The organism is Actinoallomurus sp. CA-142502, from assembly GCF_050936355.1.
GTDB classification, from domain to species: Bacteria; Actinomycetota; Actinomycetes; order Streptosporangiales; family Streptosporangiaceae; genus Actinoallomurus; species Actinoallomurus iriomotensis.
In genome coordinates this window covers 6,574,778-6,593,942 of record NZ_JBNJMY010000001.1, presented here as the reverse complement: position 1 = coordinate 6,593,942, position 19,165 = coordinate 6,574,778, and the positions used below count along the sequence as shown (strand labels likewise).

Annotated in this window: 22 protein-coding genes; 13 read left to right on the top strand and 9 right to left on the bottom strand. The window is 70.4% G+C overall.

The features are described 5' to 3' along the window. Window position 1 precedes the first annotated feature (1 nt). On the top strand, window positions 2–1,138 hold the full coding sequence (locus ACQEV1_RS31140) for a hypothetical protein (protein WP_433398160.1): 1,137 nt from the start codon (window positions 2–4) through the stop codon (window positions 1,136–1,138). A gap of 81 nt (window positions 1,139–1,219) precedes the next feature. Here ACQEV1_RS31140 and ACQEV1_RS31135 read toward each other — a convergent pair whose 3' ends face one another. From ACQEV1_RS31135 to ACQEV1_RS31115, 5 genes are all read right to left on the bottom strand, one after another. Then, window positions 1,220–2,200: an NlpC/P60 family protein gene (locus tag ACQEV1_RS31135; RefSeq protein WP_433398158.1), complete on the bottom strand. Its 981-nt coding sequence runs from the start codon at window positions 2,198–2,200 to the stop codon at window positions 1,220–1,222. 149 nt (window positions 2,201–2,349) lie between these two features. After that, window positions 2,350–3,276 carry a M56 family metallopeptidase gene (locus ACQEV1_RS31130; RefSeq protein WP_433398157.1) on the bottom strand — a complete coding sequence of 309 codons (927 nt, stop codon included), beginning with the start codon at window positions 3,274–3,276 and terminating at the stop codon, window positions 2,350–2,352. Next, window positions 3,273–3,659 carry a BlaI/MecI/CopY family transcriptional regulator gene (locus ACQEV1_RS31125; protein WP_285622667.1) on the bottom strand — a complete coding sequence of 129 codons (387 nt, stop codon included), beginning with the start codon at window positions 3,657–3,659 and terminating at the stop codon, window positions 3,273–3,275. Before ACQEV1_RS31125 ends, ACQEV1_RS31130 begins: the two co-directional genes overlap by 4 nt. 122 nt (window positions 3,660–3,781) lie before the next feature. Then, window positions 3,782–4,360 carry a DUF305 domain-containing protein gene (locus tag ACQEV1_RS31120; protein ID WP_433398155.1) on the bottom strand — a complete coding sequence of 193 codons (579 nt, stop codon included), beginning with the start codon at window positions 4,358–4,360 and terminating at the stop codon, window positions 3,782–3,784. A 75-nt stretch (window positions 4,361–4,435) separates the two neighbouring features. Next, window positions 4,436–4,948, bottom strand: coding sequence for a DUF6153 family protein (locus tag ACQEV1_RS31115; RefSeq protein ID WP_433398153.1), 513 nt, complete (start codon window positions 4,946–4,948; stop codon window positions 4,436–4,438). Between the two features lie 53 nt (window positions 4,949–5,001). On the opposite strand from ACQEV1_RS31115, the gene ACQEV1_RS31110 reads away from it, so the two are divergent. Continuing rightward, window positions 5,002–5,679 (top strand): phosphatase PAP2 family protein, encoded by a 678-nt coding sequence (locus tag ACQEV1_RS31110; protein WP_433398151.1) that lies wholly within the window; start codon window positions 5,002–5,004, stop codon window positions 5,677–5,679. A 10-nt stretch (window positions 5,680–5,689) separates the two neighbouring features. On the opposite strand, the gene ACQEV1_RS31105 is transcribed toward ACQEV1_RS31110, so the two are convergent. Beyond that, window positions 5,690–7,402 carry a cellulose binding domain-containing protein gene (locus ACQEV1_RS31105; RefSeq protein WP_433398150.1) on the bottom strand — a complete coding sequence of 571 codons (1,713 nt, stop codon included), beginning with the start codon at window positions 7,400–7,402 and terminating at the stop codon, window positions 5,690–5,692. 812 nt (window positions 7,403–8,214) lie between these two features. Beyond that, window positions 8,215–8,685, bottom strand: coding sequence for a ribonuclease E activity regulator RraA (rraA, locus tag ACQEV1_RS31100; RefSeq protein WP_285622657.1), 471 nt, complete (start codon window positions 8,683–8,685; stop codon window positions 8,215–8,217). A gap of 688 nt (window positions 8,686–9,373) precedes the next feature. On the opposite strand from rraA, the gene ACQEV1_RS31095 reads away from it, so the two are divergent. Next, the gene (locus ACQEV1_RS31095; protein ID WP_433398148.1) at window positions 9,374–10,543 is read left to right on the top strand and encodes a nucleotide disphospho-sugar-binding domain-containing protein; all 1,170 of its coding nucleotides are present in this window, start codon (window positions 9,374–9,376) and stop codon (window positions 10,541–10,543) included. A 341-nt stretch (window positions 10,544–10,884) separates the two neighbouring features. Here the strand turns inward: ACQEV1_RS31095 and ACQEV1_RS31090 are convergent, their stop codons facing one another. Both ACQEV1_RS31090 and ACQEV1_RS31085 read right to left on the bottom strand, forming a co-directional pair. Continuing rightward, a complete protein-coding gene (locus tag ACQEV1_RS31090) occupies window positions 10,885–11,142 on the bottom strand; it encodes a hypothetical protein (protein ID WP_433398146.1) in 258 nt (85 codons plus the stop codon). Further along, a complete protein-coding gene (locus tag ACQEV1_RS31085) occupies window positions 11,139–13,115 on the bottom strand; it encodes a KedN5 family methylcobalamin-dependent radical SAM C-methyltransferase (RefSeq protein WP_433398144.1) in 1,977 nt (658 codons plus the stop codon). The genes ACQEV1_RS31090 and ACQEV1_RS31085 overlap by 4 nt, the downstream gene beginning before the upstream one ends. A 204-nt stretch (window positions 13,116–13,319) precedes the next feature. On the opposite strand from ACQEV1_RS31085, the gene ACQEV1_RS31080 reads away from it, so the two are divergent. From ACQEV1_RS31080 to ACQEV1_RS31035, 10 genes are read left to right on the top strand one after another with little or no spacing between them, the layout of a single operon-like run. Continuing rightward, window positions 13,320–13,649, top strand: a complete 330-nt coding sequence (locus tag ACQEV1_RS31080; RefSeq protein WP_285571756.1) for a TcmI family type II polyketide cyclase — start codon at window positions 13,320–13,322, stop codon at window positions 13,647–13,649. Beyond that, window positions 13,642–14,085 carry a cupin domain-containing protein gene (locus ACQEV1_RS31075; RefSeq protein ID WP_285571753.1) on the top strand — a complete coding sequence of 148 codons (444 nt, stop codon included), beginning with the start codon at window positions 13,642–13,644 and terminating at the stop codon, window positions 14,083–14,085. Before ACQEV1_RS31080 ends, ACQEV1_RS31075 begins: the two co-directional genes overlap by 8 nt. Next, entirely contained in the window at window positions 14,082–15,353 is a 1,272-nt protein-coding gene (locus ACQEV1_RS31070) for a beta-ketoacyl-[acyl-carrier-protein] synthase family protein (RefSeq protein ID WP_433398141.1), read from the top strand. Before ACQEV1_RS31075 ends, ACQEV1_RS31070 begins: the two co-directional genes overlap by 4 nt. Further along, on the top strand, window positions 15,350–16,573 hold the full coding sequence (locus ACQEV1_RS31065; protein WP_433398139.1) for a ketosynthase chain-length factor: 1,224 nt from the start codon (window positions 15,350–15,352) through the stop codon (window positions 16,571–16,573). Before ACQEV1_RS31070 ends, ACQEV1_RS31065 begins: the two co-directional genes overlap by 4 nt. 10 nt (window positions 16,574–16,583) lie before the next feature. Further along, window positions 16,584–16,829 carry an acyl carrier protein gene (locus ACQEV1_RS31060; RefSeq protein ID WP_285571748.1) on the top strand — a complete coding sequence of 82 codons (246 nt, stop codon included), beginning with the start codon at window positions 16,584–16,586 and terminating at the stop codon, window positions 16,827–16,829. A gap of 17 nt (window positions 16,830–16,846) precedes the next feature. Next, a complete protein-coding gene (locus tag ACQEV1_RS31055; protein WP_433398137.1) occupies window positions 16,847–17,329 on the top strand; it encodes an SRPBCC family protein in 483 nt (160 codons plus the stop codon). After that, window positions 17,326–17,787 carry a DUF1772 domain-containing protein gene (locus ACQEV1_RS31050; protein WP_285622641.1) on the top strand — a complete coding sequence of 154 codons (462 nt, stop codon included), beginning with the start codon at window positions 17,326–17,328 and terminating at the stop codon, window positions 17,785–17,787. The genes ACQEV1_RS31055 and ACQEV1_RS31050 overlap by 4 nt, the downstream gene beginning before the upstream one ends. A gap of 8 nt (window positions 17,788–17,795) precedes the next feature. Beyond that, window positions 17,796–18,521, top strand: a complete 726-nt coding sequence (locus ACQEV1_RS31045; RefSeq protein WP_285622640.1) for an SDR family NAD(P)-dependent oxidoreductase — start codon at window positions 17,796–17,798, stop codon at window positions 18,519–18,521. A 2-nt stretch (window positions 18,522–18,523) separates the two neighbouring features. Next, complete coding sequence (locus ACQEV1_RS31040; RefSeq protein ID WP_285571740.1) at window positions 18,524–18,844, top strand: antibiotic biosynthesis monooxygenase family protein; 321 nt, start codon at window positions 18,524–18,526, stop codon at window positions 18,842–18,844. Beyond that, window positions 18,841–19,152 carry an antibiotic biosynthesis monooxygenase family protein gene (locus ACQEV1_RS31035; protein ID WP_433398134.1) on the top strand — a complete coding sequence of 104 codons (312 nt, stop codon included), beginning with the start codon at window positions 18,841–18,843 and terminating at the stop codon, window positions 19,150–19,152. Before ACQEV1_RS31040 ends, ACQEV1_RS31035 begins: the two co-directional genes overlap by 4 nt. The last annotated feature ends 13 nt before the right edge of the window (window positions 19,153–19,165 follow it).

Sequence of the window (19,165 nt, the reverse complement as noted above, 5' to 3'; positions counted from 1 at the left end):
GGTGAGCACGAAACCGTCCGCTGCGGCGATCCGTGCGGTCCGGCCCCTGGAGGGCGGGCTGCCCGTGCAGACCTTCGAGGAGTACCGGTCTGCGGGGCAGCTCGTCCGCCGGGAGCTGGATGAGGCGGAGCGCCTGCGCCGTGAACTTCTCCGTGGACGTACGGCACCTCACCGGTTCCCGCCCCCCGTGGCGGGGCGGCTGCTGGCGGTCTGGAACGCCTACGTGCTGCAAATCGTGGGGGAGCACCTGCTCGACGCGGTGCGGGTTCGCTCCCTCGGCACCGTGCGCGCCGGTGCGGCGGCCCGGATCCTGGCGTTCCTCGGCCCGGCCGACCGTTGGATGTGCCAGGCCCGCCGGCTGGCGAGAGACGCCTCCTACCGAGTCGACGAGCAGGTACGTCTTCCGGCCGAGCCGCCGGCCTGGCCGAACCGGACGGACGGTACTTACCCGCTGGCGACCGCGATGGAGACCGCGCTCCGGGCGATCCACGTACGGTGCGGCTCCACTCTGGCCGACTACACCCGGTCGCCGGTCAGGCAGGAAGAGGATCTGCTGCGGCTCCGGTGGATACTCGACTGCGCCTCGGCCGCGATCGCGTACGCGGCGGAGCCGGACCTCGATGACCCCTCATGGTCCAGATCCACCCCTGCCTACCTCCGGTACGCGCTGCGGATGCTCTTCCTCTTCGGGCAGGTCGCCGCGATGCCGACTCTGCTCGACGCCCGGGATCCCGCGACCACGGTCTCCCTCGTCGCGCACGGCCCGTCGAGGATCGACATCTGGTCCCTCACCGATCCGGGGCAGCGCGCGCAGTGGCGCTCACGTCCGTCGGCGCGCGCGGCGGTCGAGAAGATGTGGGCCGCGGATCCGCGGCCGAGGGTGACCGCTCATGTCCAGGCTCAGATCGACGCGGCGCTCCGGAGCGGCGCGATCGTCTTCGCCACCGACCGGCACGGGGAGCGGCTCGGATGCCATCACCGGTGTCCCTGGCCGGCGGTGTACGAGGTGCGCACGCCCGTCACGATCGGCGGCACCCACCTGCTGCCGATGGAGCAGTTCACCTTCGACGCGCTCGGTGAAGGGGACGGCCGGATCATCGTGTCGGTGTTCGTGCCCGCCGACGCCGTGGGCGGGTGAGGCAGGAGCCACGCGGTCCGAGGCACGGGGCCGAAGCCCGGCGAGCCGGCTCGCCGGGCCGTCCGTAGGTCCCGGGACCCGTCAGGGCCGGCTGGCGCCCACGTAGTGCGAGACGTACCAGGGGTTGGACATGCTGTCGAACTTCACGACGCTGCCGGTGTGGGGGGCGTGGATGAATCTGCCGCCGCCGACGTACATGCCCTCGTGGCCGAGACCGTCGAAGTAGACCAGGTCGCCGGGCTGCAGGTCCGACTTGGCGACGTGGCGGGTCGCGGCGTACTGGTCGGGCACGACGCGGGGCAGGCTCACGCCGGCGGCGCGCCAGGACATCATGGTCAGCCCGGAGCAGTCATAGCCCTTCGGGCCGGTGCCGCCGTAGATGTAGGGCTTGCCGAGCTGGGCGTAGGCGTATTCGAGGGCCTTGCGCGGCGGGCCGGAGGCGGGGCCGGTGTACGTCCCGCCGATCGGCCCCCCGGGGCCGCCGAGAACTCCGGCTTTGCGTAGGAGCTCCTTCTGCTGACTGATCGCCTTCTCGACGGTCGTCTTCTGCTTCTTGACGCTCGCGGTGTGCTTCTGGACGACCTGGAGGGCGTACTGCGCCATGGCCTGCTCACGACGGAGGCGCTGGGCCGAGTCGACGAACGCCTTGAGCTCCTGGCTGCGGCTGCTCGACAGCTGGGTGAACGCCGACATCTGGCTCAGCGCCGTGTTCGGATCCCGTGCCGCCAGCAGGGAGGTCGTGTAGTCGAGGGTCCCGTTCTTGTAGGCGGCCGCGGCGATCCGCGCCACCCGGGTGTGCATGCTCTTGTACGTGCGTTCCTCGGCCGTGACCTGGCCGTTGAGCGCCTTGAGCTGTTTCTTGGCCGCGTCCAGCTGGGTCTTGGCCTTGTCGTACCGGTCGACGAGCTTGTCGACCTGACTGTTGAGCTTCGCCAGCTTCTTCTTCGTCGCGGCGACCGACGGCTTGGGAGCGGCGTCGGCACCGGGAACGGGCGCGAGCAGAGTGGCGGTGACCGCGAGGGCCGCCAGGCCCGCGGAGCGGCGCGAGTACGAGGTCGCCACGGGTGAACTCCTGGTCGGGGGGATTCGGCGGGCCGGCTGTGCTTCCTGTGAAGCAGGGGGAACCGACACTCTGACGGAGTGTAGGAGATCGTGATCTCGCATGCCACTCGTCTCACTCGTTCGACGTCATCCGCCGCGAGCGTGCTGCCTCAGCACAACAACGGAGTCGCGGAGATCCACGCGGCGCAGATGAGGACCGGCACCGCCACGGACGTCGCCGCGGTGACCCGCGTCAGGCGCCGTACCTGTGCGTCGTCGGCCGGGGGCGAGGCCTCGAGCCTGGCGAGGCGCTGGTCCAGCTGTGTGTGATCGGAACCGCCGGCGGCCAGGCCTCCGGCCGGGCTCGGTGAGATGGCGAGCTTGCGCAGGGCCGTGGCCACGGTCTGGCGACCGCAGCGTCGGGCGGCGATCTCGTCCGCGGTCATCTCCAGCAGCAGCGGCAGGTGGCGGCGCGCGTCGCGGAAGGTGGGCAGCCAGGCGAGCGCGGCGGCCAGCGCGTCGACCACCGTGAGAAGGACGTGATGACGGTGGCGCAGGTGTGCTCGTTCGTGCGCGAGCACCGCACGGAGCTCGCCGTCGGCCAACTGGTCGAGCGCGCCGCTGCTCACCACGATCGGCCGGGTCCGCGCGGGGACGCAGTACGCGACCGGGACGGGATGGTCGAGTACGCAGACATCGTCCAGTTCGGTCGAGGCGCGGACGACGAACTGGAGGGCCTCATGATGCCGGCGTCGCTGCAGCAACGTACGCCGGTAGCGGCGCGCCGCCACGTACACCGCGGTGAGTGTCGCGCCGAGCACCATCGCGTTGAGCGCGTACCACCTGGTGTCGCCGCCCTCATGATGGTGCCAGCAGTTGACCAGCCACTCCGCGATGCGATGTCCGAGGCCCCGGTGTCCCGTCGAGACGACCGCGACCACGCCCACGGCGGCGGCGATGGCGCCGGCCAGCGCTCCCGCCCACGCGAAGACGGCGGCCCTGGGCAGCCGATGGCTCCACGCGCCTTTGCTCAGCAGCGGTCCGGCGCCGGCGCCCAGCGCCAGAACGATCAGGCCGAGCCCCCCGAGCAGGATCACGGGCGCCGGCCCTCGCCGGAGGGAGCCGACCGCTGCGCCAACTCGATCAGGAGCCGGTGTGCGTCCTGCGGGTCGATCGTCTCCACGAACCGCGCGAGGACCGGGCCCCGGTCCGGCGCACCGGCCAGCGCCTCGGCCATGACCCCCGCGACATGTTCTTCGCGGCTGCGCGTCGGGGCGTACCGCCAGGCGTTGCGGTCCAGCGTGCGCGTCAGCAAACCCTTCTGCACGAGCCGGTCGGCCACGGTCTGCACCGTCGTGTAGGCCGACGGCTTCGGCGAGCCGGCGTTGACGGGCACCAGCAGTTCACGGATGAGGAGCGGCCGGTCGGCGTCCCACAACGCCTCCATGATCGCGCGTTCGAGAGGCCCTGCGATCGGCATCTGCCACCTCCGTCATCGGCTCGCCACACTGAGCTCCATTCTCCACCGCTTCCTACGGAGATTAGGACGATTGGCGGGAGGCGACCCGTGGCGGGCCGCCTCCCAAAGCGATCCGTCCGTGGTCAGCCGAGCAGCTTCCGCATCGTCGTGATCTCGGCGGACTGCGAGGTCACGATGTCGTTGGCCATGGCCTTCGCTTCGGGGAAGGAGCCCCGGGCCTGTTCGGATCGGGCCATCGCGACGGCGCCCTGGTGATGCTTGATCATCATTTGCAGGAACGCCTTGTCGAACGCCTTACCGGACAACGTGTCCAGCTTCTTCATGTCCTGGTCGGACATCATCCCGTCGCCCATGTGCATGCCGTCGCCCGGCGACGTCGACGCGCCCCAGGTCCGGAGCCAGCCGGTCATCTTCTGGATCTCCGGGGCCTGGGCGTGTTCGATCCGGCCGGCGAGCCGCTTGACCTCTGGTGAGGACGCCTTCGTGGCGGCCTGCCCGGCCATGGTGATCGCCTGCCGATGGTGCGGAATCATCATCTGCGCGAACATCACGTCCTGAGCGTTGTGCCCGGCCGCGGGCGCGGAGGCGGTCGCCATGCGGTGACCGCTCATGTCGTGGCCGGGCCCCTCACCGCCACCGCCGCAGGCGGCGAGCGTGAGTGCGGCGACCGGCACGATGAGCAGGGAGCATGCGCGTTTCATGCGTCTTCTTCCATTTCATTCCGTCTGCTGACGTGTTGATCGAGGCGTCGTGGCTCGAACGAGCCCAGACGCCTGTCACAGCCGGAGCACGGAAAGCTGGAAGATCGACGGAGGAGGAGGCGAACGCCCGGAGTGCCCGTGTCCGGGGACGGCCGCGCCCGGCGGCGGCGTCGTCCGGCCGGGCACGGATCGAACGAGCAGGGCGCCGAACAGCAGCAGGGATCCGAGGACCAGCAGAGCCAGGCACATCTGCCCGCCCGGATGATGGTGACCGTCGCAGGGGCAAGAGTGCCCGACGGCGTGCTCGCCATGCCCGGCCGGCATGGACGTCGTCGTGGCCGGCATGAGCGGGACGCCGCGGATGTCGGTCGGGCTCGCCGAGGACTGAACCCCGTGCATGAGCAACAGACCGGCGGTGACGAACAACAGGAGCAGCATGCCCGCCACTCCCGGGGCGCGTCGCGACAGCTGCCGGCCGTTCACACCGACCGAGACTATCCCGGCGACGAGGTCGCACGCGCCGTTCTGGACGTGGAGCCGACGCAGCGTGTCATCTCCATCACGGAGGCGATAGCGTGTCGCGATCATGAAGTCGCGATGTACATCGCGTGATCGTTGAAAGGCTGCACGTGACGGAGCGGATGAAGATCGTTGGTGGGCTGCTGCTTCTCATGCTCATGGCGGTGCTGGGCATCGTCGCCAAGACACCGACGCTCACCCGTGCCGACATCCGGCTGGACGAACATCTCGTGCCGATACGGGACGCCGTACTCACCCTGGGCGCGAAGGGGGCCACGGCCGTCGCCCAGGCGGAGGTCGGCGCGGTCATCGCGGTCGTCGTTCCGGTCGGCCTGTGGCTGCTGCGCCGGCGCCGGGACGCGTTGATCACCGCTTGCCTGATGGCGGGGTCGCTCGCGGTCGCGTTCGCCGCCAAGATCCTGCTGGCCGAACATCGGCCGCCGCAGCGGCTGTGGGTGATCCCGCCGGACAACGAGGAGAGCTTTCCCAGCGGGCACGCCACCGTGGCGGCGGCCGTCGCGCTGCTGTTGTTCCTCCTCGTACGGGGGCGGCTGCGGGCGCTCGTGGCGATCCTCGGCGTGTTGTTCGCGCTCGGGGTGGGGTTCGCCCGGGTCTACCTCGGGGTGCACTATCCGGTGGATGTCGTCGGCGGCTACCTTGTCGCGGCCGGAGTCTCGCTCGTGGTCGTCGGTATCTTCGACATCCCGTCGATTCGCCGCGGCCTGGAGGACGTCGGAACGCCCGCGTCCGGCCGCCACCACGCGAGACGTGCGTCCCGGACCATGGCGGAGCGCCACTGACCTCCGGCGCTCAGCCGGTCGTGCAGGTCGTGCCGTTGAGGGTGAAGGACGTCGGGGCGGCGTCGCCGCTCGTCCAGGTTCCCTGGAATCCGAACGACACGTCGGCCCCGGGGGCGATCGTGCCGTTGTACGACACGTTCTTCGCGGTCACCGCCGCTCCGGTCTGCGTCACCGTGGCGTTCCAGGCGCTGGTCACCTTCGTGTCGCCCGGGAAGGCGAACGCCAGTGTCCAGCCGTTGACGGCGCTGGTCCCGTTGTTGGTGACGGTGATGCCGGCGGTGAGACCGCCCGGCCACTCGTTCTTCGTGTAGCTCACCCGGCAGGCGCCGCCGCCCCCGCCGCCGCCCGGGTGGAGTTGGACGACGACGAGCGAGTACGCCGGGATGGTCTGGCTCGTGGCGCTGCCGGTGGTCGTGGAGGTGATGGACGTGGCGTTCTGCGCGTACGTGTACACGGTGGGCGTGGCCGACGACGGGGTGAATCCGCTGTAGGAGAGGTTCGCCGTGTACGCGTTGGACGGGTCCTTGTTGATGAACAGCAGGTCCACGTCTCCGTTGCTCCGTTTGACCGCGTGCACGGTCAGGAGCGGCTGGGTGCTGCTCGCGCGTACGAGTGTGTCGCCGGGCGCGCCGAGCCTGGTCATCAGCTGGATGCCGTAGTAGGGCGCGAACGGCGTCTCCGCGGCGGGTTCGCTGCCCGAGGCGTTGGACAGTACGCCTTCGTCGTTGTAGTCGGTGGCGCCGTTCACGGTGGTGGTGCCGTTGGACCCGTTGTGCAGGTTCCACCAGTCGATGTTGAACGCGCCGTTCTCCAGCCAGGTCAGGTAGTCGTCCGGTGCGAACAGCGCGGCCGGGTGGGTGTCCTTGTCGATCGTGGAGTTGGTCTCGGTGACGGCGATGCCGACGTTGGGGGCGTTCGCGCCGGCGTACTGGTCGATCAGTGAACGTAGCGTGGCGGTGATGGTGCCGATCTGGGCCTGCGGCTTGGTGAGCAGGTCGGCGGGGCTGTCGCCGCCCGGATACCAGTGCACGACCACAAAGTCGATCTTCGAGCCGGCGATCGACATGACGGTGTGGTTCCAGTCGGCGCCGTCGCCCGGCCCGGTGATCCCGTCCGGCCAGCTTCCCGGGGTGGTCAGCACCGCGCCGATCTTGATGGTGGGGTCGGCCGCCTTCATCGCCGTGACGTACTGCAGCAGGTTCTGGGCGTACGTGGTCGCGCTCTTGCTGGAGTGGGTGTCGTTCTCCCAACCGGAGCCGTACTCGCCGTTGCCGTAGACCTCGTTGCCGATCTCCCAGTACTTGGCGCCGTACCCCTTGGTCACGTTGGCGTAGCGCACCCAGTCCGCGGCCTCCTGCGGCGTGCCGGACCCGTAGTTCGCGATGATGATCGGCTGCGCGCCGGCCGAGCGGACCGTGCTCATGTACGAGTCGAAGTCGGTGTTCGGCGCGACGTATCCGCCGTCGGCGGTGTTGGTCTTCCAGTGGTAGATGTCGGCATAGGAGCCGCCCGGGTAGCGCACGGCGCCGATCCCGGCGCCCTTGAGCAGGCCCGCGACGGGGGAGTCGTTCATGTAACCGTCGTAGACGGCCACGTTCATGCCGAACGCGGAGGACGGTATCGAGGCCAGCGCCCGGCCGGCGTCGACCGACACGCCGGCGGACGTCGCGGCCGAGGCGGGTGTCGCGCCGATCGGGGCCAGGGCGGCCGCGGCCAGAGCCACGGCCGCGGCGAGCGTACGGAGTAGAGACCGAGGCGGGCATGCAAATCTGAGTCGTCGCACGGGTACTCCCACGGAAATCTCACTGAATGCTCTTCGCAGGGCATTCTCTGGCCCGGAGTTCCGACAACATACGTCGGGACGATGAGGCGTGCAACGGGCTTTCATCGCCGCGTCATTTTTCATTTGTTTTCACGCTCCGGCGCCGCTGCCAGTGGCGCGTCGAAAATGTCCTCTACAACGGCTCCCCGCCCACGAACGGCAGTCCAGGTGGCTCGCGAGCGGTAGCTGGGCGGTCACCTACCATGACGAGGTGGTCGACCATGAGGCCGGCACTGGACAGGATCACCCGGCTCCGCCTTGAGAGACGACGATGCGTGGGAGCGGACATGCTGCCTCCGAATCATTGGAATTCTGGTGACGTCGAATACCCGTCCACGAATGGTCAAGGCGTAGAACCGGTGGGGACAGCCCGTGCGCCATCGCAGTGGAAGCTCAGTTTTCATGCTGCTTTCAAACGCCCATTGGCCCGTACGTCGCCACCCGTGACCAGCGCCGTACGGCGTCATCTGCGACGCCCGCCTGCGGCACGATCACCGGCGGATCCGGCCGAGCGAGGCGGGGGGACGGCTCCGAGGCAGGGCGACCGTCCTCGCGTCCTCCCGTACGGGGAAACAGGCGTCGGTCTCGAGCAGCGTCGGGAGACCGGTTCCATCTCCACATGCGGGAACGCCGCCTCCACGGTGTTCGCCACCTCTCGCCGCACGCGACCTTCAGGACCCGCTCCACCAGCCCGTTCAGTCGCCCGGGTGTGGTCAGGCGCGGGTTACCAGGATTCCGTCGTCGTCGCTGAACAGGCGGGTGCCGGGGTGGAACGTGACGCCGCCGAAGGAGACCGGGACGTCACGGTCGCCGAGTCCCTCTTTGCGGCTCTTACGCGGGTTGGACCCCAGCGCCTTGATGCCGAGGTCGATGGTGCGCAGCGCGACGGTGTCGCGGACGGCGCCGTTGATGACGACTCCGGCCCAGCGGTTGTCGGCGGCGAGAGTGGCGATGAGGTCGCCCATCAGCGCGGCACGGAGTGATCCGCCGCCGTCGACGACCAGGACACGTCCTTCCCCTGGTTCGGTCAGGACGGATTTGAGCAGCACGTTGTCCTCGTGGCAGCGGACCGTGGTGACGTCTCCGTGGAACGCGGTGCGGCGACCGAACTGACGCAGCTGGAGTTCGCACGACTGCAGGTCGTCTCCGTGCTCGTCGTAGAGATCCGCGGTGATGATCGTCATGTTGTTCCCTCCGGGTCAGGGGAGCGGACTGTCGGTGGTGGATTCCGTGCGAGTCGACCGGCAGGCGGCGACGCCGGCCCGGCCGAGGCCCGGTGCGGTGGCGTACAGTACCCCGCCCGCGCCCAGTCTCGCCGTGATGAGCCCGGCGGCGCGGTTGCCATCCAACGTCGTCCTCTATCGCGCGGGGATCGAGGACGACGGCCCGGTCTCGTCTACCTCGTCGCCGGATCGCGTCTCCGCCAGGTGCACTTCGCCGACAGCGACCGGAGAGCGGCGACATCGACTTCGCGCTGCACCACCTCGACTCGCTCAACCGGTAGCCGAACGCGACCGCGTGCGGATCGAAGACGGGAGCCAGGACCGGTGAAACAACGCTGGACTCGCCGGTCGGCCTCGTAGCCGATGGAGCGAGCCAGGGTCGAGGGGTGCTGCGGGCATTCGGCCGGGGTCGCCAAAGGTCGGCCGGCGATCTCGCCTCGCTCGATCGGCCGACGCCACGACCATCGCCGGCGAGGCTGGGTCGCGGAGCGACCCCAGGTCGGGGACGTGCTCCTCCGGCGTGGGGATCCCGGGCGGCGCGTCGCTGGAGATGCGCCGGCTCGTGCCGGTCGTCGATCAAGACTCAGGGTCGGGTCCGGGTCGAGCGACAGTGGAGGAGGCCACCAGACGCCGCTGCTGCGATGGACCGATGCGGATCATCTTCACGACATGGGCGTGGCCTTCTCACCTGTACGCGATGGTCCCGGTCGCGTGGGCCTGCCGGACGGGTGGCCACGAGGTGCTGGTGGCGAGCCCGCCGGCGCTCGCCGATACGGCCGCCCGGACCGGTCTTCCGGTCGCCTCGGTCGGTCACGACGTCGACGCGGTCGCGGTGTTCCGGCAGATCGCCTCGTCGCCGTCGCCGTCGCCGTCGCCGTCGCCGTCGGCGGGCGGGCCGCGGCCGAAGCGCGGAGGCCCGCGTGTCCTCGGCCTGCTGGCCACGCTCGCGGAGGCCATGGTCGACGACCTGATCGTGCTCGCTCGTCGCTGGGGGGCGGATCTCATCGTGTTCGAGCCCACCGCCTTCGCCGGGCCGGCGGCGGCGGCCGTACTGGGCATCCCCGCGGTGCGTCACCTGTACGGCGTCGACCTGATGAGCGCCGCCGGGGACTTCCTGCGGGACGCGCTCGCCCCGCTGCGTGCCCGGCTGGGGTTGGACGAGCTCGACGTGTACGGGGCCGCGACCGTCGATCCGTGCCCGGACGGGATGCAGGCCGAGGCCCCCTCGCCCCGGCTGCCGGTGCGGTACGTGCCCTACAACGGCCCCGGAGCTCCGCCCGTGCTGCCCCCGCCGGACGGCCGACCTCGCGTGTGCGTCACCTGGGGTACGACGCTGAGCCGGCTGGACCCCGCGTTCTTCCTCACCGGCCAGGTGGCACGGGCGATCGGCGACCTCGATGTGGAGCCGGTGCTCGCGGTCACCCCCGGCCAGCGGACGTTGCTCGGCCCGCTTCCACCGGGCACGCGCGTCGTCGAGTCGGCGCCACTGCACCTGCTCCTGCCCACCTGCGACGCCGTGGTCGCCCACGGCGGCGCGGGCACGTCGTTGACCGGCGTCGCGTACGGTCTGCCCCAGCTCCTCGTCACGCGTCTTCCCGACCACGTCCGTCACGCGGCCGGACTCGCCGGCGCGGGGGCGGGCATCACCGTCGAGGCGTCCAAGGCGGAGCCGCGAGTGATCCGGGAACGTCTGGCGGAACTGCTGAGCGACCCGTCGTACCGTGCCGCCGCCGAGCGGCTGCGCCGCGAGACACACGACCGTCCCTCCCCGGACCGGGTCGTGACCGACATCGAGCGCCTGGTGAGCGCCGCGCGGTAGGCCGGCGGGCACCGGGACTGGCCTCGGAGGCACCGGTGGCGGACCGATCGGACACCGGCTGGCGCCATCCGCGTGCGGTGGGCGGTCGCGGACGGCGCGGACCGATGTCGCCCGGCGTCACCGTTGAGCGGCTGCGGCGCGAGGCACGTGACCGTCGCTCTCCGGATCGGGTGGTGACCTGCGGCGAGTGTCTGGTGAGTGCCGTGCGGTGGGGCGGTGGGCGCCGGGACAGGACCTGGAGGCGTTGGCGGCGGATCGGTCGGACACCGCGTCCGCGCCATCCGCGGCCGGTGGGCGGTCGTGGATGGCGCGGACCGATGCCGTTCGGCGGCGTCCTGGTCCTAACGCTCGGACTCCCGTCTGAACTGGTCGTCCAGTCCGAGCAAAAGACGGCGTTCCTCGGTGGGCAGGTCGTCATAGGGGGTGATGTGGTCCGGGTCGCGGTGCGCCTCCGCCCCCGTCCCCGTGTGCTGGGCCGAGAGGGCGGTGAAGACCTCCGGGCTTATCCACATGGCCGCCCCGATGTACGTCAGTCCACCGAGCAACCCGCGCAGCGCGCGGCGTGGGAGCCCCCGTACGAGGGCGCGCCCGGCCGTCATCCGCAGCTGCCGGTGTCGCGCAGCAGCGACGTGTAGGGGCCGTCGCTGGAGGAGTCGTCCAGATCGCCGGGCCCGAACAGCGCGTCCTTCGTGCGCCCCATGAAGTGGACGATCTCCTCGCTGTTCGTCGTGGTCGTGAACGACTCGACCCCGATCCGGTAGTAAAGGTCGAGGGTGATCGTGGCGGGATCCGTGTCGGGCCGTTCTCCGGCGCGCAACTGGGCGACGATCCGGGGGACGTCGTAGGCGAGCGTGATGCCGGTGCGCACCGCGTACTCGTCGTCGCCGATGAGCATCGTCGACACCCCGTCGGCGAACCCTCCGTTCTCGTTCCGGTACACCGGCTGGGTGAGCAGGTCGTAGCGGAAGATCTCATCCAGCACCGGCGCCTGTTCGGCCGGCAGCGACGGCCGGATCGACTCCTCCCACCAGCGCTCCAGCAGCCGCTTGGCCTCCGGGTCGCGGTACAGGTAGTCGATCGCCGCCCCGGGCGTCGCCGTGCCGATCGTGCAGGCCTCCCGGAGCGGGACGGCGGCCGGGTCGTCGGTGGCGGCGATCCACTCGTCCATGCGCCGCAGCACCTGCGACTGGGTGACCTCGCCGAGTTCGCGCAGCGCGACCCAGGAGTGCCGGAACACGGCCGCGTCGGCGAGCACCCGGCTCCAGAAGAGGAAGCGCTGCATCTTCTGGTTGTCCGCCATCGTCATCGTGTTGTGCGCCAGCACGTACTCGAAGTCGTCGGTGTCACCGCGGACGCAGACGATCCCGTACTCCTCCTTCTTCTCGGAGTAGTCGGTGTTGGGCAGCAGCAGGATGGGATAGACCGCGATGCGCGACACGTAGCTGGACAACCGGTCATAGCCCTCCAGGAACGACTCGACGGTTTCGCCCGGCGCGCCCCAGATGAGCTCTGCGTAGCATTCGAGGTTCTCGCTGTTGAGCCAGGCGACGAGGTCCTCCCACTCGTTCACCTTCATGTTCTTGCGGTTCATCAGCCGCAGCGCCTCGGGGTTCAGCGTCTGTAGTGCGAGCGTGAAGGAGCTGCGCAGGCCGGCTTCCTTCATCTTGCGGACGATGCGGTAGAAGACCTTGGACTTGTTCTTGGCCCAGGAGCTCTCGAGCGCCCTCGGGTAACCGGTGCGTTCGCGGATCTCGATGACGTCGTCGACGAACTCCTCGTCGATCGGGAGCAGGCCGAAGTTCGCGTCGCACAGGCAGATCGTGTGGACCTTCAGGCTCGCGTACAGCTCGAGCTCCTGGCGCAGCCGCTCCCGGGAGAACGCGCGGACCCGCTGCCCGATCGCGCCGCCCCAGTAGCAGAAGGCGCACTTGTACGGGCAGCCCCGGTTGGTCTCCATGAGCGCGACGTCGTAGCGGAACGCGCCGTTGTCGTCGGTCAGTTCGAGCGCGCCGGTGAGCACCGGCGAGGGGATGACGTCGAGGTCCTGGATGCGGTCCCGCGGCAGGGTCGTGACGATGTCGCCGTCGAGGCCGCGGAACGAGATCCCGTTCACCGTGCCCAGCCGGTGCCGTGACGTGCCGTCGAGGTAGCGGTTCAGCAGGTCGGGGAAGACGAGTTCCCCTTCTCCGTTCACGATGATGTCCACGTCGGAGAACATGGAGAACGTCCGGCGCGCCTGGTCGGTGACGTGGGTGCCGCCGAAGATGACCCAGCCGTCCGGGTTCAGCTGCTTGAACGTCTCGGCCAGCGAGCCGAACGTCCGGAAGTTCCAGCCGAGGACGGAACAGGCGAGGATGTCGGGCGCCCCGTCGGTGAAGATCTCGTTGGCCATCTCCGTGAGCGTGACTCCGCCCCGGTAGTTGAAGATCTTGATGTCGGCGGACTGCCGGATGCGGTCGTCCGTGAGTGCCGCGGCCTTCAGGTACCCCGAGGCGAGCGGCATGGATTCGAGCGGCATGTCCCAGATCCCCTGCTGTAAGAGGTAGACCGAGACCTTTCCATCAGGTGTCACCGGGACGGCTCCCTTCTCCGTGACAAGGCCGGGGTCAATCTCGCAATGCGGCTTCGCATGCCGCTGGATCCGTGCTCGAACGCGAATCGCCGTTCCCGGGCCCTCGGGGGGACGACCGGTCGTCCCGGTCTCCAGTCGCCTTCGATCGGCGCGCGAAGCGCCGCCCGCAGCATGGCCGGGAGCATCCGTCGAAAGGAGCGCCGCGTGCAGCATCGGAGTCTGATCGTCGCCCGCATGGATCCGGCCAAAGCGGATGAGGTAGCCGAAATTTGGGCGGAGTCCGACGCCACCGAGCTGCCCTACATGGTCGGAGTGTCGCGTCGGACCGTTCTCCGCTTCCACGAGCTGTACTTCCAGCTGATCGAGGCGGACCACGACATCACGCCGGACCTCTACAAGGTGCGTGGGCACCCCCTGTTCGCCGACGTCAACAAGAAGCTCGCCCAGCACATCCGGCCGTACGACCCGAACTGGAAGGAGCCGAAGGACGCGATGGCCATCCCCTTCTACGTCTGGGAGGCCGACCGTGCCTGAGACACGGACCGGTCCGGTCGCCGCGGCGGACGTGCCGGTGAACCGGCGTCGAGGCGGCGACCTGCGCGTGGTGCTCGGCCCGAAGACGTGCGGCGCCACGACCGGGTTCATGGGCACCCTCGTCCTCGCCCCGGGCGAGTTCGTCTCCGAGCACTACCACCCGTACTCGGAGGAGTTCCTCTACGTCGTCCGCGGCCGCCTCACCGTACGGCTCGACGGCACGGACGAGCTGTCGGTGGGGGCCGGCGAGGGACTGATGGTCCCCAAGAACGTCCGCCACCGGGTGACGAACACCGAAGACGCCGAGGCGTTCGCGGTGTTCCAGCTCTGCCCGCTGGCGCCTCGGCCCGAGCTCGGCCACGTCGACACGGAGCCACCGCCGAACGGCGCGGTGGGCCAGCCGGAGGTCGGCGCCCCCGGCGGGAGCCACCAGTGATCGACGACGACGCGCGGGTGGTGATCACCGGCATCGGGGTGGTGGCGCCGGGCGACCCGGGAACGAAGGCGTTCTGGGACCTGATCACCTCCGGCCGCACCGCGACGCGGGCCATCACGCTGTTCGACGCCGAGCCCTTCCGGTCGCGCGTCGCCGCCGAGTGCGACTTCGACCCCGCCGCCGAGGGGCTGTCCCCGCAGGAGATCCGCCGAATGGACCGCGCCGGCCAGTTCGGTGTGGTCTGCGCGCGTCAGGCCCTGGCCGACAGCGGTCTGGACACCGGCGTCGTCCCGCCCGAACGCGTCGCCGTCAGCGTCGGCAGCGCGGTCGGCTGCACGATGGGCCTGGAGGAGGAGTACGTCGTCCTCAGCGACGGCGGCCGGAACTGGCTGGTCGATCCCTCGTACGCGGTCCCGCACCTGTACGGGTACATGGTGCCCAGCACCCTGGCCACCGAGGTCGCGTGGGCGTCCTGCGCGGAGGGCCCGGTCGGGCTGATCTCGACGGGCTGCACGGCCGGCCTCGACGCGGTCGGGTACGCGTGCCGGCTGCTGTGGGAGGGCTCCGCGGACGTCGTCGTCGCCGGCGCGACCGACGCCCCGATCTCCCCGATCACGTCCGCGTGCTTCGACGCGATCAAAGCGACGTCGCCGAACAACGAGGACCCCGGGCACGCGTCCCGGCCGTTCGACGCGGAACGGGACGGGTTCGTGCTCGGCGAGGGTGCGGCGATCATGGTGCTGGAGCGCCGTGACGCGGCGCGCCGGCGCGGAGCGCAGATATACGCGGAGATCCTGGGCTTCGCGAGCCGCAGCAACGCCTACCACATGACGGGGCTGAAGCCCGACGGCCGGGAGATGGCCGAGGCGATCACGGAGACCCTCGGACAGGCCCGCCTCGGCCCGGAGGACATCGACTACATCAACGCGCACGGGTCGGGCACCAAGCAGAACGACCGCCACGAGACCGCCGCGTTCAAGCGCAGCCTCGGCGGACGCGCGTACGAGGTCCCGGTCAGCTCGATCAAGTCGATGATCGGGCACTCGCTGGGCGCGATCGGGTCGATCGAGGTCGCCGCGTGCGCGCTGGCGCTGCACCACGGCGTCGTACCGCCCACCGCCAACCTGCACAACCCGGACCCCGAGTGCGACCTGGACTACGTGCCGCTGACCGCCAGGGAGGCCGACCTCGACGTGGTGCTGAGCGTCGGCAGCGGCTTCGGCGGCTTCCAGTCGGCCATGCTGCTCGGCCGGGCGGCCCGGCCATGACCGCTGCGCTGGTCACCGGCCTCGGCGTGGCCGCGCCGAACGGCCTGGGCACCGAGGAGTACTGGTCGGCGACCCTGGCGGGGCGGACGGGTATCGGGCGGATCACCCGTTTCGACCCGGAGCGCTATCCGGTCCGGCTCGCCGGCGAGGTGCCGGGGTTCGCCGCGGTTGAGGCGATACCGGGCCGGCTGATCCCGCAGACCGATCACTGGACCCACCTCGCGCTGGCCGCCACCGACATGGCGCTCGATGACGCCGGGGTCGACCCGGCCGAGCTGCCCGAGTACGAGATGACCGTCGTGACGGCGAGTTCCTCCGGCGGCACCGAGTTCGGGCAGCGCGAGATCGAGCGGCTGTGGGACAAGGGCCCCGGCTGGGTCGGCGCGTACCAGTCGATCGCCTGGTTCTACGCCGCCACCACCGGCCAGGTCTCGATCCGGCACGGGATGCGCGGCCCGTGCGGCGTCATCTGCGCCGAACAGGCCGGCGGGCTGGACGCGGCCGCGCATGCCGTGCGGATGCTCCGCAGCGGGGCGCGCCTCGCGGTCACCGGCGGCACCGACGCGTCGCTGTGCCCGTACGGGCTGGTCGCCCAGCTCGCGACCGGTGCGCTGAGCACGAGTGACGACCCCGGCCGCGCCTACCTGCCGTTCGACCGGGAGGCGTCCGGCTACGTGCCAGGGGAGGGCGGCGCGATCCTGGTCATCGAGCCGGACGACGTCGCACGGGCCCGCGGCGTCCACGGCTACGGGTGCCTCGCGGGGCACGGCGCGACGTTCGACCCGCCGCCGGGCTCGGGACGGGAGCCCGGCCTGCGGCGCGCGGCCGAGATCGCCCTCGACCGGGCGGGGCTGGCTCCCCGGGACGTCGACGTGGTCTTCGCGGACGCCCTCGGCGTACCGGCACGGGACCGCGAGGAGGCCCGCGCGATCGAGGCGCTGTTCGGGCCGCGCGCCGTCCCGGTCACCGCGCCGAAGACGATGACCGGCCGGCTGTACGCCGGAGGCGCCGCGCTCGACATGGCCGCCGCGCTGCTCGCGATGCGGGACGGCGTGGTGCCGCCCACGGTGGGCGTGACCGAACTGGCCGACGGGTGCGGCCTGGACCTCGTACGCGAACCGCGCGAGATGCCGGTCCGCGCCGCGCTCGTGCTCGCCCGCGGCCACGGCGGCTTCAACTCCGCGGTCGCCCTGACCGCCGTTCGACGAACGCAAAACTGAAGGAGGGGAAATGGCACGGCTCACCTTCGAGGACCTGGCCGGCATCATGCGCGAGTGCGCGGGCGCCGACGAGTCCGCCGACCTCATCGCCGGCACGACGTTCGAGGAACTCGGATGCGACTCGTTGGCGGTGCTCCAGATCGCCAGCCAGATCCAGAACCGGTACCAGGTCAAGATTCCCGACGAGGCGATCGAGGAGCTGACCAGTCCGACGTCGATGGTCGATTACGTCAACCAGCGGCTCGCGGCCGCCTGACGCGAAGCGGTGAAGTGATGGCAGGACACACGGACAACAGGATCGTCATCCACGCCCCTATGGACCTGGTGTGGGAGATGACCAACGACGTCGAGGCATGGCCGGGGCTGTTCGGCGAGTACGCCTCCGCCGAGATCCTCAAGCGGGAGGGCGACACCGTCACCTTCCGGCTCACCATGCATCCCGACGAGGAGGGGCGGGTGTGGAGCTGGGTCTCCGAGCGCACGCCCGACCCCGCCACCCGCACCGTTCGCGCGCGTCGCGTGGAGACGGGGCCCTTCGAGTACATGAACCTCCGCTGGGAGTACCGCGAGCTTCCCGCGAGCGGCGTCGAGATGCGGTGGATCCAGGACTTCCACATGAAACCGCAGGCGCCCGCGGACGACGACGGCATGACCGCGCACCTGAACCGCACCACAACCGTCGAGATGGCGCGCATCAAGCGGCTCGTCGAGGAGGCCGCCGCGCGTACCCCGGCCCGGGGAGGGGCGGACGCGTGATCCGCGTGCTGGTGCCGTTGACGCTGCTCGGGAACGGCATCGGGGCCGGTGTCATGCTCTCCACGGTCCTCGGCGTCGTCCCGCTGACCCTGGTGCTGCCCTACGAACGCTACATCCGGACGATCCAGTTCCTCTGGCCGCGCTACGACCCGTTCATGCCGGCGGTGAACGCGTTGACCTTCGTTCTGGACATCGTCGTCGCGGTGCTCGCGCCGGACGCGACCGGCCGGATCCTGTTCACGTCCGCGGCGGTGCTCCTCGCGGCCGTGATGTTCATTTCCGTGATCAAGAACGTGCCCATCAACAAGTACGTGACGTCCCTGGACCCCGACCGGCCGCCGGACGACTGGACGGCCCGTGACCCACGGGTGCGCTGGCGCAACTGGAACCTGGCCCGGACGTCCCTCGCCCTGCTCGCGCTCGCGATGAACGTCGCGGGCACCGGGGCACTGCTCTAGGAGGTGTCATGCGGCTCGATGGAAAGAAGGCTCTGGTCACCGGAGGAACCCGCGGGCTCGGACGGGCGATCGTCCTCGACCTGGCCCGGTCCGGCGCGCACGTGGTGACCTGCGGGCGGCGGGAGGGCGAGGCCGCGCGCGACCTCGCCCGCGAACTGAAGGAGATCGGTGGCGACCACCACGTCATGGCGGCCGACGTGGCGGTCCCCGACGACGTGACGCGGCTGGTGAACGAGTGCCGCGACCGGTTCGGATCGCTCGACGTCGTCGTTCACAACGCGGGCGTCATCAGCCATGTGCCGTTCGGTGAACTCACGCCGAGCCAGTGGAGCGAGGTGCTCGACGTCAACCTCGGCGCCGCGTGCTTCATCACCCAGGCGGCGCTGCCGCTGCTGACGCCGAAGGCGTCGGTGGTCTACGTCGGCTCCCGGGTCGCCACGGTCGGCATTCCGCTGCGCTCGCACTACACGGCGGCCAAGGCCGGGCTGATCGGCCTGGCCCGTTCGCTGGCCAAGGAGCTCGGGCCCCGGGGCGTCCGGGTCAACGTGGTGGCACCCGGGCCGATCGAGACGGAGGCCGAGGTCCCGCCGGAGGTGCGCGAGCGCTACCAGCGGATCATCGCGCTCGGCCGGCTCGGCCGCCCGGAGGACGTCGCGCGCGCGGTGACCTTCCTCGCCGGCGACGACGCGGCGTTCATCACCGGGGAGACGCTCCACGTGGACGGGGGCATCTGACCGTGGCCGGCCAGAACGTCTTCCGGGTCATGCTGCGCATGCAGATCCATCCCGGGATGGAGCGCGAGTTCGAGGAGACCTGGTACGCCATCGGCGACGGGATCACCGGTCACCCGGCGAACCTCGGCCAGTGGCTCGCCAAGAGCGCGGAAGAGGACGGCGTCTACTACGTGACCAGCGACTGGGTCGACGAACCGCGGTTCCGGGAGTTCGAGCGCAGCGAGCGGCACCTGGAACACCGGACCCGGCTCCACCCGTACCGCTCGGGCGGGTCGATGACGACCATGCGGGTGGTCTACGCGATGCGGGGAGCGCGGACATGACCGCCTCCCACGTCCGCGTGGTGATCCACGCCGTGGCGCCGGAGCACGACGCCGGCGCGGTCGAGGCCGCGTACCACCGGATCAGCCGTGATCTCCAGGGCACACCCGGGCTCATCGGCAACGAGCTGCTCCGCTCGGTGGCCGAGCACGGCGACTTCGTCGTGATGAGCGAGTGGGAGAGCCTCGACGCCTTCCGGTCGTGGGAGGCGGGGGCCGCGCACCGCCAGGTCACGGCCCCGCTGCGGCCGTACCAGAAGGCAGACGGCGGAACCGCCGTCGGGATCTACGAGGTCGCCGCGGCCTACTGACGCGGCGGCGCCG

Coding starts and splice junctions, on each gene's coding strand:
- rraA (WP_285622657.1), bottom strand. CDS start 8,685: ATGACGATCATCACCGCGGATCTCTACGACGAGCACGGAGACGACCTG.
- ACQEV1_RS31115 (WP_433398153.1), bottom strand. CDS start 4,948: ATGATCGCGACACGCTATCGCCTCCGTGATGGAGATGACACGCTGCGT.
- ACQEV1_RS31125 (WP_285622667.1), bottom strand. CDS start 3,659: ATGCCGATCGCAGGGCCTCTCGAACGCGCGATCATGGAGGCGTTGTGG.
- ACQEV1_RS31095 (WP_433398148.1), top strand. CDS start 9,374: ATGCGGATCATCTTCACGACATGGGCGTGGCCTTCTCACCTGTACGCG.
- ACQEV1_RS31120 (WP_433398155.1), bottom strand. CDS start 4,360: ATGAAACGCGCATGCTCCCTGCTCATCGTGCCGGTCGCCGCACTCACG.
- ACQEV1_RS31060 (WP_285571748.1), top strand. CDS start 16,584: ATGGCACGGCTCACCTTCGAGGACCTGGCCGGCATCATGCGCGAGTGC.
- ACQEV1_RS31110 (WP_433398151.1), top strand. CDS start 5,002: ATGAAGATCGTTGGTGGGCTGCTGCTTCTCATGCTCATGGCGGTGCTG.
- ACQEV1_RS31055 (WP_433398137.1), top strand. CDS start 16,847: ATGGCAGGACACACGGACAACAGGATCGTCATCCACGCCCCTATGGAC.
- ACQEV1_RS31035 (WP_433398134.1), top strand. CDS start 18,841: ATGACCGCCTCCCACGTCCGCGTGGTGATCCACGCCGTGGCGCCGGAG.
- ACQEV1_RS31045 (WP_285622640.1), top strand. CDS start 17,796: ATGCGGCTCGATGGAAAGAAGGCTCTGGTCACCGGAGGAACCCGCGGG.
- ACQEV1_RS31065 (WP_433398139.1), top strand. CDS start 15,350: ATGACCGCTGCGCTGGTCACCGGCCTCGGCGTGGCCGCGCCGAACGGC.
- ACQEV1_RS31090 (WP_433398146.1), bottom strand. CDS start 11,142: ATGACGGCCGGGCGCGCCCTCGTACGGGGGCTCCCACGCCGCGCGCTG.